The sequence below is a fragment of the Streptomyces sp. NPDC043738 genome (assembly GCF_056436545.1).
This window is the reverse complement of the sequence record NZ_JBWKCJ010000004.1, coordinates 49722-64187: the sequence shown is the minus strand read 5'-3', so window position 1 is coordinate 64187 and position 14466 is coordinate 49722. Positions and strand designations below refer to the sequence as shown.

At 74.5% G+C, this 14466-nt stretch carries 12 protein-coding genes; 5 read left to right on the top strand and 7 right to left on the bottom strand.

Annotated elements, in window-relative coordinates; all coding sequences use genetic code 11:
• Window positions 1-121 precede the first annotated feature (121 nt).
• Window positions 122-2182: an NPCBM/NEW2 domain-containing protein gene (locus AC0680_RS07715; RefSeq protein WP_478625830.1), complete on the bottom strand. Its 2061-nt coding sequence runs from the start codon at window positions 2180-2182 to the stop codon at window positions 122-124.
• A gap of 611 nt (window positions 2183-2793) precedes the next feature.
• On the opposite strand from AC0680_RS07715, the gene AC0680_RS07710 reads away from it, so the two are divergent.
• Window positions 2794-3828, top strand: a complete 1035-nt coding sequence (locus AC0680_RS07710) for an NUDIX hydrolase (protein ID WP_478625829.1) — start codon at window positions 2794-2796, stop codon at window positions 3826-3828.
• A 109-nt stretch (window positions 3829-3937) separates the two neighbouring features.
• Here the strand turns inward: AC0680_RS07710 and AC0680_RS07705 are convergent, their stop codons facing one another.
• Window positions 3938-5299 (bottom strand): M20/M25/M40 family metallo-hydrolase, encoded by a 1362-nt coding sequence (locus AC0680_RS07705; protein WP_478625828.1) that lies wholly within the window; start codon window positions 5297-5299, stop codon window positions 3938-3940.
• A gap of 178 nt (window positions 5300-5477) precedes the next feature.
• Here AC0680_RS07705 and AC0680_RS07700 point away from each other — a divergent pair, with 178 nt between their 5' ends.
• The 3 genes from AC0680_RS07700 to AC0680_RS07690 all read left to right on the top strand — a co-directional run bounded on the left by AC0680_RS07700 (window position 5478) and on the right by AC0680_RS07690 (window position 8785).
• Window positions 5478-6683 carry a geranylgeranyl reductase family protein gene (locus AC0680_RS07700; RefSeq protein ID WP_478625826.1) on the top strand — a complete coding sequence of 402 codons (1206 nt, stop codon included), beginning with the start codon at window positions 5478-5480 and terminating at the stop codon, window positions 6681-6683.
• Between the two features lie 141 nt (window positions 6684-6824).
• On the top strand, window positions 6825-8123 hold the full coding sequence (locus tag AC0680_RS07695) for a sensor histidine kinase (RefSeq protein WP_478625825.1): 1299 nt from the start codon (window positions 6825-6827) through the stop codon (window positions 8121-8123).
• On the top strand, window positions 8120-8785 hold the full coding sequence (locus AC0680_RS07690) for a response regulator transcription factor (protein ID WP_478625824.1): 666 nt from the start codon (window positions 8120-8122) through the stop codon (window positions 8783-8785). The genes AC0680_RS07695 and AC0680_RS07690 overlap by 4 nt, the downstream gene beginning before the upstream one ends.
• Before the next feature lie 96 nt (window positions 8786-8881).
• Here AC0680_RS07690 and AC0680_RS07685 read toward each other — a convergent pair whose 3' ends face one another.
• On the bottom strand, window positions 8882-9649 hold the full coding sequence (locus tag AC0680_RS07685; protein ID WP_478625822.1) for a maleylpyruvate isomerase family mycothiol-dependent enzyme: 768 nt from the start codon (window positions 9647-9649) through the stop codon (window positions 8882-8884).
• Between the two features lie 75 nt (window positions 9650-9724).
• Complete coding sequence (locus AC0680_RS07680; RefSeq protein ID WP_478625821.1) at window positions 9725-11029, bottom strand: MFS transporter; 1305 nt, start codon at window positions 11027-11029, stop codon at window positions 9725-9727.
• Between the two features lie 17 nt (window positions 11030-11046).
• Between AC0680_RS07680 and AC0680_RS07675 the strand changes: the two genes are divergently transcribed.
• Complete coding sequence (locus tag AC0680_RS07675; RefSeq protein ID WP_478625819.1) at window positions 11047-12267, top strand: ROK family protein; 1221 nt, start codon at window positions 11047-11049, stop codon at window positions 12265-12267.
• Window positions 12268-12320: 53 nt separating this feature from the next.
• Here AC0680_RS07675 and AC0680_RS07670 read toward each other — a convergent pair whose 3' ends face one another.
• The 3 genes from AC0680_RS07670 to AC0680_RS07660 all read right to left on the bottom strand — a co-directional run bounded on the left by AC0680_RS07670 (window position 12321) and on the right by AC0680_RS07660 (window position 14411).
• Window positions 12321-13217 (bottom strand): phosphotriesterase family protein, encoded by an 897-nt coding sequence (locus tag AC0680_RS07670; RefSeq protein WP_478626220.1) that lies wholly within the window; start codon window positions 13215-13217, stop codon window positions 12321-12323.
• 83 nt (window positions 13218-13300) lie between these two features.
• Complete coding sequence (locus AC0680_RS07665) at window positions 13301-13885, bottom strand: DUF4865 family protein (RefSeq protein ID WP_478625817.1); 585 nt, start codon at window positions 13883-13885, stop codon at window positions 13301-13303.
• 127 nt (window positions 13886-14012) lie between these two features.
• Entirely contained in the window at window positions 14013-14411 is a 399-nt protein-coding gene (locus AC0680_RS07660; RefSeq protein ID WP_478625815.1) for a (R)-mandelonitrile lyase, read from the bottom strand.
• Window positions 14412-14466: the final 55 nt, after the last annotated feature.

The following is a 14466-nucleotide window of genomic DNA, read 5'->3' as shown; positions in this document are numbered from 1 at the left end:
ACACCCCCCCACCCCCCCCCCCCCCCCCCCCCCCCCCCCCCCCCCCCCCCTACCCCCCCCCCCCCCCCCCCCCCCCCCCCCCCCCCCCCCCCCCCCCCCCCCCCCCCCCCCGGCTCGCCCGTCAGCAGCTGAACTTGGCGTCGCCCCAGTCGGCGTGGTCGTAGTCGATCCCGTCCCCGCCGTCGGTCACGACGAGCCGGACCGACTCGGCTCCGGCGAGCCGGGCGCTGAGGGTGTGCGCGGCGTCCGCGCCGGTCACGGTGCCGCTCGCGGCGACCCGCCGGCCGTCGGCCCACACCTCGAAGCCGACCGATCCGTGGTCGCCGGATTCGTCGTCGATGCCGACCTGGGCGCTGAAGGCGGAGCACCGCCCGCCGGTGTAGAAGCCGACCTCGGAGGCCGCGTGCACGCCGAGGCCCTTGGCGAAGCGGGCGCCGCCGATGCTGATCGGCCGGCCGTCCCCGGCGTCGCGCTCCCCGACGCTGGTGTTCCGCTCGACCGGGCCCCAGCCGTTGGCGGCGCTCAGCCAGGGGAGTTCGGCGGCGTACGAGGTGCCGGACGGCGGCGGCACCACGACATGGGCGGTGCCGGGCAGGGTGGTGGTGACCCGCTTGCCGCCCGGTGAGCGGTAGCCGGCGGTGAGCGGCAGCGGGTAGGCGCCCGGTGCGGCGCCGGCCGGCGCGGTGATCCGCCAGCTGGTGGTGAGCGTCCTGCCGCCGGGCAGCGCGCGGGCGGTCGCGGGCGAGGTCGGTTCGATCCGCCACCCTCGCGGGGCCTCGAGGGTCACGGTGAGGTTCCTGGCGGGGGTGCCGCCGAGGTTGCGGACGGTGGAGCTCAGGCCGGCCGCGGCGCCGGCCTCGACCAGCGGTGTGCGGTCGGTGCCGGTCTCGACGGCCGGCGGGTGGTCGGCCCAGTGCTCGTCGGCCGCGATCCGGTAGACGGTGGTGCCGTGGGCCGGCACGGTCGCGGAGACGGTGCCCGTGGTGTGGGTGTCGCGGTGCTGCCACAGGTCGCGCAGGCGGTAGCCGGCGGCCTGGGGGAGGCCGGCGTCCCGGGCGGTGGTGGTGATCCGCTGCGGCTGGTCGGTCTCGTTGAACAGCGCCACCGCGCGCTCGCCGCCCGCCAGTTCCTTGACCAGCGTCCAGCGGCCGGACTCGGACTTCAGCACGGTGGCCTGCTTGCCCAGCGCGTCCTGGTCGAGCCCGATGATGTCCTTGTTCGCCAGGATCTCGAAGGTCTCCGGGGGCACCTTGCGCAGATCGGAGCCGATCAGCAGCGGCGCGGACATCATCGACCACAGGGAGAAGTGGCTGCGGTACTCGGTGTCCGTCATCCCGCCGTTGCCGACCTCCAGCATGTCCGGGTCGTTCCAGTGCCCGGGGCCGGCGGACGGCGCCAGCGGCAGATTCCGCTTGGCGATGTCCAGCATGCTCGACCAGGAGTCACTGATGTCTCCGGTGGTGCGCCACAGATGTCCTACGTCCGACGCCCACTCCCAGGGCTTGTTCTCGCCCCATTCGCAGATGCTGTAGACGATGGGCCGGCCGGTGGCCTTCAGTGCGTCCCGCATCGTGCGGTACCGCTGCCTGGCGTCCACGCCCTGGTTATTGCAGTTGTCGTACTTGAGGTAGTCCACGCCCCAGTCGGCGAACTGCTGCGCGTCGGACGTCTCATGCCCCAGGCCGCCGGGGAATCCGGCCTCGTTGCAGGTCTTGGTACCGGCGCTGGTGTAGATGCCGAACTTCAGGCCCTTGGCGTGGACGTAGTCGGCAACCGCCTTGATGCCGTGCGGAAAGCGCTGCGGATCCGGTACGAGCCTGCCGTCCGCGTCGCGCTCGGGCAGCGCCCAGCAGTCGTCGAGATTGACGTACTGATAACCGGCGTCCTTGAGGCCCTTGGCCAGGAAGAGGTCGGCGATGCCCTTGACCATGTCCTCGTTGAACTCCGCGCGGCAGTGCGTGGAGTTCCAGTTGTTGAAGCCCATCGGGGGCGTGGTGGCCAGCCCGTCGGGAAGCCGGGGCGCGGGGGCGGCGCGGGAGGCGCCGGCGGGACCCGGGCCGGCGGGTGTACGGGCCGCGGCGGGCAGGGCGGTCACCCCTGTCGCGCAGAGCAGCGCGGCGGACAGTGCTCCGACGATTCTTCGCTGTCCTCGCCGGTGGATGGTGCGGATATGAACGCGCATGGGTCGCGTCCTCCGTCTTCGCGAGAGATGTGGTGGAAGCGTGTACCTGTCACTGGCGAGTGATTACGGTAGGGCTTGTTGGAGTCTGTTGGAAGAGGGGTGCGGTCGGTTCCTTCTCGGCCTGCCAAAACCGTTGACGGGCTCGGCTGTTCGGAGTGGCGTCCCCGCGTTCGCGTTCGTTTCTGTTTGGTTCCATCCGTCGAAGACGGGAGCGCGTCCCGGTCGGCGTTCAGTGGCTCAACTGTCCACGGGGAACAGGCAGGACGTCGGATGTCCCGCCGGACGCTGCGACCGTGCGGTGCGCCGCCGTCATATGCGGCCTCCCGTATGCCGACGGGGTGCGGGCACCCCGCTGTGCGGGTGAGGGTTTCGGTACAGGAGGGGCTGGGGAGCGCTTGTTTGCCGGGGCGTCGCGGCGGGGGATACGAGACCGGCATCCTCCTCACGACGTATGCCTCCACCGGCGCGTCCATGGGTACGCGAAGTCTCCCTGGCCGGGCAGGTGGTCGCATGCGCAACGTTCCCGGCCGCCTGTGCGGCCCGTGGTCCCGAGCGTTTCCGTGGCAGGGTGTTGCGGGCAACTCACCTGGGTCTAGGGAAGAGGGGAAACCGTGATCGTCTGGCTGAACGGCACGTTCGGTGCGGGCAAGACCACTGCGGCTCATGAACTGCTCGACCTGCTTCCCGGAAGCACGCTCTACGACCCCGAACTCCTCGGCAACGGGCTGCGGTTGATGCTGCCGGCCAAGCGGTTCGAGGAGGTCGACGACTACCAGGACCTGCCGGCCTGGCGGCGGATGGTCGCGGACACCGCCGCCGCGCTGCTCACCGAGGTGCCCGGTCCGCTGGTGACGCCGATGACGCTGCTGCGCCAGGAGTACCGCGACGAGATCTTCGGCTCCCTCGCCGCCCGCCGGATACCCGTGCGGCATGTTCTGCTGCATGCGGAGGAAACGATCCTGCGGGCGCGGATAGCGCACCGCGAGGAGTCACCGGGCGACGACGGGGCCAACGCCTCGATCCGCCGCTGGAGCCTGGCGCACCTGGCGCCGTACGCCGAGGCGCTGCCATGGCTCACGGATGACGCGCATGTCGTCGACACCACCCGGCTGACGCCCCGGCAGACCGCCGAGCGGGTCGCCGAGGCCGTCCGCGCCGGCGCCGGCGCCTGCGACATCGTGCAGACACCCGAACCGACCGCCGAGACGCTCGCGGCCGGCGTCCTGCTCTTCGACGACCAGGACCGGGTGCTGCTGGTCGACCCCACCTACAAGGCCGGCTGGGAGTTCCCCGGCGGCGTCGTCGAGCGCGGCGAGGCGCCGGCCCACGCCGGTGTGCGCGAGGTCGCCGAGGAACTGGGCATCGAACTGCCGCACCCGCCCCGACTGCTGGTGCTGGACTGGGAGGCCCCCAAACCGCCCGGCTTCGGCGGCCTGCGCCTGCTCTACGACGGCGGCACCCTGACCGAGGAGCGGATCGGCAAGCTGCTGCTGCCCGGCGCCGAACTGCGTGACTGGCGCTTCGTCACCGAGGCCGAGGCCGAGCAACTGCTGCCCCCGGTGCGCTGGAACCGCCTGCGCTGGGCACTGCGCGCCCGGGAACGGGGCTGTCCGCTCCACCTGGAGGCCGGCGTCCCCGTCGGCTGACGCCCCGGCCGGGGAGGGGCGCCGCGACCGGAGGAAGTCCGCCCGCGGCGCCCGCTCCGCTTCCCGCACCCCTCAGGAGCCGGCGCCCGGGCGTCCGCCGAACGGGACGTCAGGCCCGGCTGTCCGCGTACCGCTGCAGGAACAGCGCCTCCGCCAGCGAGAGCCGCTCCAGCTCCTCGGGCGAGACGCTCTCGTTGACCGCGTGGATCTGCGCCTCGGGCTCGCTCAGGCCGATCAGCAGGATCTCCGCGTCCGGGTAGAGCCCGGCCAGGGTGTTGCACAGCGGGATCGAGCCGCCCATACCGGACGTCTGCATCTCCTCGCCGTCGTAGGCCTCCCGCAGCGCCGCCGCCATCGACGCATACGCCGGGCTGTCGGTGTCCGCGCGGAACGGCTGCCCCTGCCCGATCTGCTCGACCGCGACCCGCGCGCCCCACGGCGCGGCGCCCTCCAGATGCGCGGCCAGCAGCTTCGTCGCCTCCGCGGCGTCCGTGCCCGGCGGCACCCGCAGACTCACCAGCGCCCGGGCGCCCGCCTGTACCGACGGGGTGGCGCCGACGACCGGCGGGCAGTCGATGCCCAGCACCGTGGCGGCCGGCCGGGCCCAGATCCGGTCCGCGACCGTGCCGCTCCCGATCAGCTCGACGCCGTCCAGCACCTTGGCGTCCTTGCGGAAGTCCTCCTCCGGATACTGCAGCCCCTCCCAGGCGGCGTCCGAGGCCAGCCCCTGCACCGTCGTCGAGCCGTCCTCCGCGCGCAGCGAGTCCAGGATCCGGATCAGCGCCGCCAGCGCGTCGGGGGCCGCGCCGCCGAACTGGCCGGAGTGCAGATTGCCCTCCAGGGTGTCGACCTGGACGCGTACGAGCGTCATCCCGCGCAGCGTCGCGGTCACCGTCGGCAGGCCGACCCGGAAGTTGCCGGCGTCACCGATGACGATGGCGTCGGCGGCCAGCAGCTCCGGGTGCGCCTCGGCGTACCGCTCCAGGCCGCCGGTGCCCTGCTCCTCCGAACCCTCCACGATCACCTTGACGTTGACCGGGACGCCGCCGTGCTCCTTCAGCGCGCGCAGCGCCGTCAGGTGCATGACCAGGCCGCCCTTGCAGTCCGCCGCGCCGCGCCCGTACCAGCGGCCGTCGCGCTCGGTCAGCTCGAACGGCGGGGAGAGCCAGGCGGCCTCGTCCAGCGGCGGCTGCACGTCGTAGTGCGCGTACAGCAGCACCGTCGGGGCGCCGGCCGGGCCGGGCAGGAAGCCGTACACGGAACGGGTGCCGTCCGGGGTGTCCAGCAGCGCCACGTCCTGGAACCCGTCCGCCCGCAGCGCGCCGGCGACCCAGTCGGCGGCCGCCTCGCACTCGCTCGGGGGGAACTGGTCCGGGTCGGCGACCGACTTGAAGGCCACCAGCTCGGCGAGCTCGGTCCTGGCGCGGGGCTGCAGTGCGGCGACGGTCTGCGCGAGCGGGCTGTCAGACATGGAACGCTCCTTGTGGGCGCGGCGTTGTCGGTACGGGCCGTCCGGGCCTCGTGAGCCGGACGGGCCGGATGTACGGGCATGGGTGCCACCGATCTTCCCACAGGGCCTTCGCGCGAGAGCGGCCCGTAGGATGCGGGCGGTACGCGCAGCCAGGCATCGAACGGGAGCAGAAGCACAGGTGAGCAGCGAGCGGGCAGCGGAGGACAACCAGCAGGTGTGGGACGTCGTGGTGGTGGGCGCGGGGCCGGCGGGCGCCTCGGCCGCGCATGCCGCGGCCTGTACGGGACGCCGGGTGCTGCTCCTGGAGAAGGCAGCACTGCCCCGCTACAAGACCTGTGGCGGCGGCATCATCGGCCCCTCGCGGGACTCCCTCCCGCCCGGCTTCGAACTGCCGCTGCGCGACCGGGTGCATGCGGTGACGTTCTCGCTGAACGGGCGGCTCACCCGTACCCGCCGCTCCAAGAACATGCTGTTCGGCCTGATCAACCGCCCCGAGTTCGACGCCCGGCTGGTGGAGTCGGCCAAGGACGCGGGCGCCACGGTCCGTACCGGCGTCACGGTCTCGCGGGTCGAGCAGCACGGAGCCGAGGTGCCGGACCGGCGCACCGTCGCGGTGGTGCTGGGCGACGGCGAGGTGGTGCTGGCGCGGGCGGTGGTCGGCGCGGACGGCAGCGCGGGCCGGATAGGGGCCCATGTCGGGGTCAAGCTCGACCAGGTCGACCTGGGGCTGGAGGCGGAGATCCCGGTGCCCGAGCCGGTCGCCGAGGACTGGGCGGGCCGGGTGCTCATCGACTGGGGCCCGATCCCCGGCAGCTACGGCTGGGTCTTCCCCAAGGGCGACACCCTCACCGTCGGTGTCATCTCCGCCCGCGGCGAGGGCGCGGCGACCAAGCGCTATCTGGACGACTTCATCGGCCGGCTGGGCCTGGCCGGCTTCGAACCGAGCATCTCGTCCGGGCATCTGACGCGCTGCCGCGCCGATGACTCGCCGCTGTCCCGCGGCCGGGTGCTGGTGTGCGGCGACGCGGCCGGGCTGCTGGAGCCGTGGACGCGGGAGGGCATCTCCTTCGCGCTGCGGTCCGGCCGGCTCGCGGGGGAGTGGGCGGTGCGCGTCTCCGAGGCGCATGACGCGGTCGACGCCCGCCGCCAGGCCCTCAACTACGCCTTCGCGATCAAGGCGGGCCTCGGGGTGGAGATGGGCGTGGGCCGGCGGCTGCTCACGGTCTTCTCCCGCCGCCCCGGGCTGGTGCACGCCGCGGTCACGAGCTTCCGGCCGGCCTGGCACGCCTTCGCGAAGATCACCCGTGGCACGACCACGCTCGCCGAGATCGTGCGCACCCACTCGGTGGCGCGACGGGCGCTGGAGTCCCTGGACCGGCGGTGAGGGGCCGGGCGGTGCGGTGACCGGGGCCGGCGGAGCGCGCTGCCGTCCCCTGCTCCCGTACCCCCGTACTCCCGCGGGAGTACGCCGGATCACCGCGCCCGGCGGACGCCACCGCGTCCGGCCGCGGTCTAGCGTGACGGCATGGACAACACACGGCCGCCGTGGGCGCGGCGCTGCCTCGGCCCGGTGTGGGAGCGGTGGCTGTCGGTCCCGTCCGACACCCCGCGCGGCCGGTGGGCCGCCCGGCTGCCCTGGCTCTCGACGCTCGCGGTGACGGTCGTCGTCATGGTCGGCTCGGGCTTCGCCGGGCGCGGCCAGCCGGACCGCGTCGCGCTGGACCCCTTCGGCCGCGCCCTCCTGGCCGTCGGCGCGGCCCAGCTGCTCCTCCGGCACCGCTACCCGCGCACCGTCGCGCTCGGCACCGCCGCGACCAGCGCCGTCTACCTCGCGGCCGGCTATCCCTACGGACCGGTCTTCCTCCCCCTCGCCCTCGGCGCCTTCGCGGCGATCGTCGCCGGACACCGCAAGGTCGCCTGGTGCGCGCTGGGCGGGGTGTGGGCCACCCACCTCCTGGTCGCGCACTGGCTCTACCGCGTGCTGCCGCCCCCGCACGACGGGCCCGCCCCCTGGGGCCAGGAGCTGTTCGTGACCGCCTGGGCGGTGGCGGTGGTGGCGCTCTCCGAGCTCGTGCGGGTGCGCCGCGAGCGGATCGCCGGGGCGCGCGCCGAGCGGGCCGCGGCGGAACGCCGCCGGGCCGACGAGGAGCGGCTGCGGATCGCCCGTGAGCTGCACGACGTCCTCGCGCACAGCATCTCCGTCATCAACGTCCAGGCGGGCGTGGGGCTGGCGCTGCTGGACAGCGACCCGGAGCAGGCGCGCACGGCGCTGACCACCATCAAGGCCGCGAGCAAGGAGGCGCTCGGCGAGGTCCGCCAGGTCCTCGACGCCCTGCGCACCCCGGGCGACGCTCCGCGTGCCCCCGCCCCGGGCCTGGACCGGCTGCCCGAACTCACCGCACAGGCCCAGAGCGCCGGCCTGACCGTGCACCTCACCACCGAGGGCACCCCCGCCGTCCTGACGCCGGGCACCGACCTCGCAGCCTTCCGCATCGTCCAGGAAGCCCTCACCAACACCGTGCGCCACTCCGGCTCCCGCACCGCGCGGGTGCTGCTCCACCACGCTCCCGGAACACTGGAGATCCGGGTCGACGACGACGGCCCGGCCACCGCCGGCCCGCACGAGACCGGCGGCGGCAACGGCCTGGTCGGGATGCGGGAGCGGGCCGCGGCGCTGGGCGGCACCGTCGAGGCGGGCCCGCGGCCGGACGGCGGCTTCCGCGTCCTCGCCCGCATCCCGCTGGAGGGGAAGCCGGCCGGCAAGGGCCGGGAACCGGACACGGATACGGTGAACCGGACCGCCGCCACCGAGGAGGAGTCGTGATCCGGGTACTGCTCGCCGACGACCAACTGCTGGTCCGGGCCGGTTTCAAGGTGCTGCTGGACGCGCAGCCGGACATCGAGGTGGTCGCCGAGGCCGGGGACGGGCAGCAGGCGGTGGAAGCGGTGCGCGCGCACCGCCCGGACGTCGCCCTGATGGACATCCGGATGCCGGTGCTGGACGGCCTGGTCGCCACCCGCCGGATCACCGAGGACCCGCAACTGCCCGATGTGAAGGTCGTCATGCTGACCACCTTCGAGCTGGACGAGTACGTCTTCGAGGCGATCCGCTCCGGGGCCTCCGGCTTCCTGGTCAAGGACACCGAGCCGGAGGAGCTCGTACGGGCCGTGCGGGCGGTCGTCGCCGGCGACGCGCTGCTCTCGCCCGGCGTCACCCGCCGTCTGATCGCCGAGTTCGCGGCCCGCTCCAAGGAGCCCGCCGCGGCGGGCGCCCTGTCCGGACTCACCGACCGGGAGCGCGAGGTGATGGCCCTGGTCGGCATCGGCCTGACCAACGAGGAGATCGCCCGCCGCCTGGTCGTCAGCCCGCTCACCGCGAAGACGCACGTCAGCCGCGCCATGATCAAACTGGGCGCCCGCGACCGCGCCCAACTCGTCGTCCTGGCCTACGAGTCGGGGTTGGTCCGACCGGGCTGGCTGGGCTGACCCCGTACGAGGTCCCCGACGCCGGGGCGGGCATCCGGCCGCCCCAACCGGCGCCGCGGCGGCCGCACCACCTGGATGGTGAAGAGCGCCCCCGCCTCAGATCCCCCCGTGCTCCCGCCAGAGCTCGACCAGGGCCTTGTCGCCGGTGATCGTCAGGGCGTCCCAGAGGAGGCGGTTCCACAGGGTCAGGTACAGCTCCTCGGCCGGGCCCTCGACGGTGCAGTCGACGGGCTTCGCGGGCTCCGGGCCGGCCGCGCCGGCGTCGGCCGGGGTGCGCACCACGCGCGGGGGTGCCTCGGAGAGGTGGACGGTCCAGTCGGCGCCGGGGGCGTCGCTCGCGCGCACCCGCAGCGTCCGCGGAAGGTCCGTACGGAGCCGGCTGCGGTCGAGGGAGTGAATGCCCGTCAGGAGTTCGTCGATGCCGTCGGCGGCGAAGGCGGCGGGGAGGGGGGTGAGGGCGGCGCCGATCGCCTGCTGGGCGTCGACGCGGTGCACCGAGGTTTCGTGCGCCTGGCGGCGCGCCCAGAACGCGAGCGGCGACGCGGCCGGCCACATCGACCAGGCCGCCAGGTCCTGCGGGGCGTTGTGCAGGGCGAGGACGAGGTGGTGGTGGCCCTCGCGCAGCCAGCCCACCAGTTCGTCGTCGGACAGGTCCGGCGCCTCGGCGGGACGGCTGGGCTGCTGCGCCCCCTGCGTCACGATTCCCGTCGCCCAGCGGTGGACCCGCCCGACGTGGCGGACCAGATCCCGCATCCGCCAGTCGGGACACGCCGGGATCGAGGCCTCCGGACCCGCCTCCTCGGCGGCGTCGGCGAGCAGGCCCCCGTCCAGCCGGAGCGTTTCGACGAACTCAGTGATCTCCATGCCCACGAGTGTGCCAGCCGCCACTGACAGCCGACCCCCGCGGGGCGGGGCCCTTCCCGCTCAGGCGCACGGGCCTCAGTGGCGACCGGCGCGGTGCGCACCGCGGGTCGCATACGCGATCCCGGCCGCGACCGCGGCGAGCAGGGCGAGCGTCGTCAGCGCGACGGGCAGGGTGAACGCCTCGGCGAGGAACCCGATGGCGGGCGGGCCGAGCAGCATCCCGCCGTAGCCGACCGTGGACGCCACGGCGACGCCGTCCGCCCCGCCGGCCTCACCGGCCCGGGCGATGGCGATCGGGAAGATGTTGGCGAGCCCGAGTCCCGCGACGGCGAAGCCGAGGCACGCCGACCAGGCGGTGGGGGCGAGCGCGCCGAGCAGCATGCCCGCGGTCGCCGTCGTCCCGCCCGCGATCAGCGACCGGGCCGCACCGAAGCGCTGCACCATCGCGGTCCCGGACAGCCGTCCGACGGTCATGGCCAGTGCGAACACCGCGTATCCGGCGGCGGCCACACCCGGCCCGGCGGCCAGATCCTGCGAGAGGTGCAGCGCGCCCCAGTCGGCCATCGCCCCCTCGCCGTACGCGGTGCACAGGGCGATCAGACCGAAGACGAGGACCAGGCGGCCCGGACGGCGCCCCCGGTCCGCGCGGGTGGGCCCGGCGCGGCCCTCCGCTGCCGCCGGCATCCGCTCGGGCACGACGGGGGCGGGGTGCCGGTGCAGCGAACGCCCCGCGACGGCCGTCGCCAGCAGGCCGATCGCGGCGAGCAGCGACAGATGGACGAGGGGGGAGAGGTGGCCCGCGAGCAGCCCGCCGAGCCCGGCGCCCAGCATGCCGCCGAGGCTGAAGGCGGCGTGGAAGCTCGGCATCACCGGGCGCCGCAGGGCGGCGATGAGGTCGACGGCGGCGCTGTTCATCGCGACGTTGAGGGAGCCGTACGCGGCGCCGAAGACCAGCAGGACCAGCCCCAGCGCGGTCGCCGAGTGGGTGAGCGGCGGAAGCACGATGCTCAGCGCGAGGGCGGCCGCGGAGGCGGTCGTCACGGCGTGGCTGCCGAAGCGCCGGCACAGCCGTCCGGTGATCAGCATGAAGGCGACCGCGCCGGCCGACACGCCGAGCAGCGCGAGCCCGAGTGCGCCCGCGCCGGCTCCGGTCTGCGCCTTGATGGCCGGGATGCGGACGACCCATCCGGCGAAGAGGAAGCCGTCCATGGCGAAGAACGCGGTGAGGGCGATGCGCAGGCGGGTCAGGTCGGGGAGGTCGGGGAGGTGGACGAAGGGGAGGAGGTGTCGGCGGGGGCGGTGGGATCGGGGGTGTCGATCGGTCGCTGGGGAGCTCTGGTCCCGGGTAAGGACCCTCCGTATTTTGTTTAGCGTCGGCACAAAGTCAGAATAGGGGTGTGACCCAGACTCGGACAACCAGGTTGGAGCGGGGCCGTGGCGCCCTCGGACCCGCACTGGAGCTCGTACACACCGGACGCGCGCCCACGCGCGCCGTCCTGACCTCCGAACTCGGCGTGACCCGCGCGACCGCGGGCGCGGTGGCCGCCGAACTCGAAGCCCTCGGCCTGATCACCGTCGACTCCCGGCCCACCGCCTCGGCCGGCTCCCAAGGGCGCCCCTCCCACCGGCTCTTCGTGAACGAGAACGGCCCCGTCGTACTCGCCGCGCAGATCCACGCCGACGGGTTCCGGGTCGCGCTGGTCGGCCTGGGGGGCCGCATCGTGGCGACCTCGGCCGGCTGCGGCACCATCCCCGCCGATCCGGCCCACGTCCTCGCCGACGTCGTCGCGGCCGGCGCGGACCTGCTGCGCGAGACCGGCCGGCGCTGCCTGGGAGCCGGCCTCGCGGTGCCCTCGGCGGTCGCGGAACCGGACGGTGAGGCGCTCAACCCGCTGCACCTCGCCTGGCCTTCCGGCGCCCCCGTACGCGCACTCTTCCTGCGCTCGCTCACCGAGGCCGGCATCCCGGGCGTGACCGAGACGATCGGTTTCACCGGCAACGACGTCAACCTCATGGCACTCGCCGAACACCGCCACGGCGCGGGCCGGGGCGCCCGCGATCTGCTCTGTGTGGCCTCCGGGCACCGGGGCGTCGGCGGCGCGCTGGTGCTCGACGGCCGGCTGCACAGCGGGAGTTCGGGCCTGGCGCTGGAGGTCGGCCATCTGACCGTCAACCCCGAGGGAGCGCCCTGCCACTGCGGCAGCCGCGGCTGCCTGGACGTCGAGGCGGATCCGCTCGCCTTCCTCGTCGCGGCCGGCCGCGAACCGGGACCGGAGGTCTCGCTGCTCCAGCAGGCCGCCGAGCTGCTCAGGGACGCGTACACCGATCCGGGCGTACGGGCCGCGGCCGACCTCCTCATCGACCGCCTCGGGCTCGGTATCGCCGGGCTCGTCAACATCCTCAACCCCGACCGCGTCATCCTGGGCGGGCTGCACCGCGCCCTGCTGGAGGCCGACCCGGAGCGGCTGCGCGCGGTGGTCGCCGACCGCAGCCTGTGGGGGCGCAGCGGCGGGATCCCGATCCTGCCGTGCAGCCTCGACCACAACAGCCTGGTGGGCGCGGCGGAGCTGGCCTGGCAGCCGGTGCTGGACGATCCGCTGGCCGTGGTCGAGCGGTAGCCCGTCGGGCGCGTCGGGGCGGTAGCCCGCCGGCCGCGGTCGCGCGGGGTCCGTCAGCCGCCACCGCCCGTCCCTGCCCACCTGGCGGCGAAGGCCCGTGCCGGGTTGGTGGTCAGGAATCGCGTCACCAGGTCCTCGCCCAGGGCCAGTTCGAGCCGCTTCCGGTGGCGGCGCAGCAGATGCGGCATACCCGGGCCGCCGTCGACCGACCGGGCGCCGGCGGTCGTGGTGTCGCCGCCGAGCAGGATCCGGTCCCCGAAGCCCGCGTCGGCGAGTGCGGCCAGCGCCTCCGGCAGCCGCCAGTCGGTCGCGTGATGCGCGCGCGAGGGGCCGTCGAAGGCCAGATACGCCCCGGCCTGGGCGGCGGCCCGGTGGACCACGGGGTCCGGTGAGCGGTTGAGGTGGCCGAGGACCACCCGGTCCGGCGGGACCGCCAACTCCCCGCACAGCAGCTCCAGTACGTCCGGTGCGCCGGTGCCCAGCTCCAGGTGGACACCGATGGCCGCGCCGGTCGCGTGCTGGGCCTCGGCGGCCGCGGCCATGGTGTACCGGGTGTGCCGGTCCAGACCGTGGAAGCCGCCGGCGACCTTGATCATCCCGGCCCGCGGGCCGCCCTCGCCGATCCCTTCGGTCAGCTCGGCGACGAACAGTCCGGCCAGATCCGGACGGATCCGGTCCAGCAGCTCGGGGGTGTAGTGCGCCGCCTGGTGCAGCCCGGTGGCGGCGACGATCCGCACTCCCGACTCCCTCGCCAGACGCGGGAGTTCGGCCGCGCCCCGGCCCATGCCGTACGGCGTCCACTGGATCACCGCCGCCCCGCCGGCCGCGCGGAAGGCGCTCAGCTCGGCGGCCGCGGCCGCCGCGTCGGCCAGTTCCTGGCCGGGGAGCAGGGGGCTGCGCAGGAAGAGATGGTCGTGTGCGTCGCAGACGCCGAGGTCGGCGGGCACGATATCGCCGAGGACGGTGCGGACGGCGGGGGCGGGGCGAGTGGAGGGGAGTGCGGGGCCGGCGGCGGCCGCCGCGGGGTGCGAGGTCACCACTGCGGCCCCGCCCCCAGCCGGCCGGTGCCCGGAGCGGACAGATGCAGCACCTCGTAGCAATCGCCCGCGGCCCCGGGGGCGGCGTCCGCCCAGAGGGTGAAGTGGACCAGCTCCCAGCGGCGCGGATCGAGAGCCAGCGCGGTGGTGTGCACCGCCTCCGCCGTGGCCAGTTCCTCGTGCGCGGCCACCGCCCGGTCGGTGACGGCGGCCACGTCGGCGTGCTCGTCGAGCGTCTCCGTGCGGCGGGTGAAGGCGCGCGGGGTCGTCCCGGCGGCCGGGCCGGGACGGTGGAACAGCCCCTGCCAGTGCTGGACCGTCGGCCGCCCGAAGTCGCGGACCACACCGCGGAATCCGTCGCCGAGGAGGAAGCGGTTCATGGCCTGCGGATCGGCCCAGAGGTAGAACGGCGCGTACTGGTTGACGGGCGAGCCGCCGACGCCGCGCTCGCGGATTCCGTACGCCTTGAGGCCGAGCCCCTCGAAGCCGTCGAGGAGGTGGCCCTTGGACCTCACCCGGTTCCGGATGATCCGCATGTCGTAGTCGGCGGGCAGGGTGATCGCGTACTGCATGGCGTGCATGAGGAGGCTCCGTGCGGGTGCGGGTGCGGGTGCGGGTGCGGGATGGGGAGTAGGGGTGGCGAGGCCGGTGGTCCGGTCGCCGTCGGTGGTGTGCCGGGGGCCGCGGTCGCGGGTGCCCGGCGGGCCGTCACCCGCCCGGGTACTCCCGCTCGCCGACCCGCTCCGCCCACTCGGTGGTGGTGCCGTCGTCGGCGGCCTCGACGGTCGCCAGGTGCGTCATGAAGGTGTCCGGCGCCGCGCCGTGCCAGTGCCGTTCGCCCGGCGCGATCCAGACGGTGTCCCCGGCGCGGATCGGCTCGACGGGACCGCCCGCGCGCTGCACCAGACCGGCGCCCTCGGTGACGTGCAGGACCTGGCCGTGCGGGTGGGTGTGCCAGGCGGTGTGGGCGCCGGGCGCGAAGTGCACGCTGAACACGCGCAGGCGGGAGGGCGCGGGCGGGGCGGCGATCTCATCGAGCCAGACGGTTCCGGTGAACTGCGCGGCGGGCCCCGGCCTGCTGGCGGGCCGCTGTCGGGTGATCTCCATGGCGGGTGCACTCCTTCACGGGTGACGGGTTGCCGGTTGCTGGTTGTTCGTGACG

Coding starts and splice junctions, on each gene's coding strand:
- AC0680_RS07715 (WP_478625830.1), bottom strand. CDS start 2,182: ATGCGCGTTCATATCCGCACCATCCACCGGCGAGGACAGCGAAGAATC.
- AC0680_RS07705 (WP_478625828.1), bottom strand. CDS start 5,299: ATGTCTGACAGCCCGCTCGCGCAGACCGTCGCCGCACTGCAGCCCCGC.
- AC0680_RS07695 (WP_478625825.1), top strand. CDS start 6,825: ATGGACAACACACGGCCGCCGTGGGCGCGGCGCTGCCTCGGCCCGGTG.
- AC0680_RS07685 (WP_478625822.1), bottom strand. CDS start 9,649: ATGGAGATCACTGAGTTCGTCGAAACGCTCCGGCTGGACGGGGGCCTG.
- AC0680_RS07665 (WP_478625817.1), bottom strand. CDS start 13,885: ATGCACGCCATGCAGTACGCGATCACCCTGCCCGCCGACTACGACATG.
- AC0680_RS07660 (WP_478625815.1), bottom strand. CDS start 14,411: ATGGAGATCACCCGACAGCGGCCCGCCAGCAGGCCGGGGCCCGCCGCG.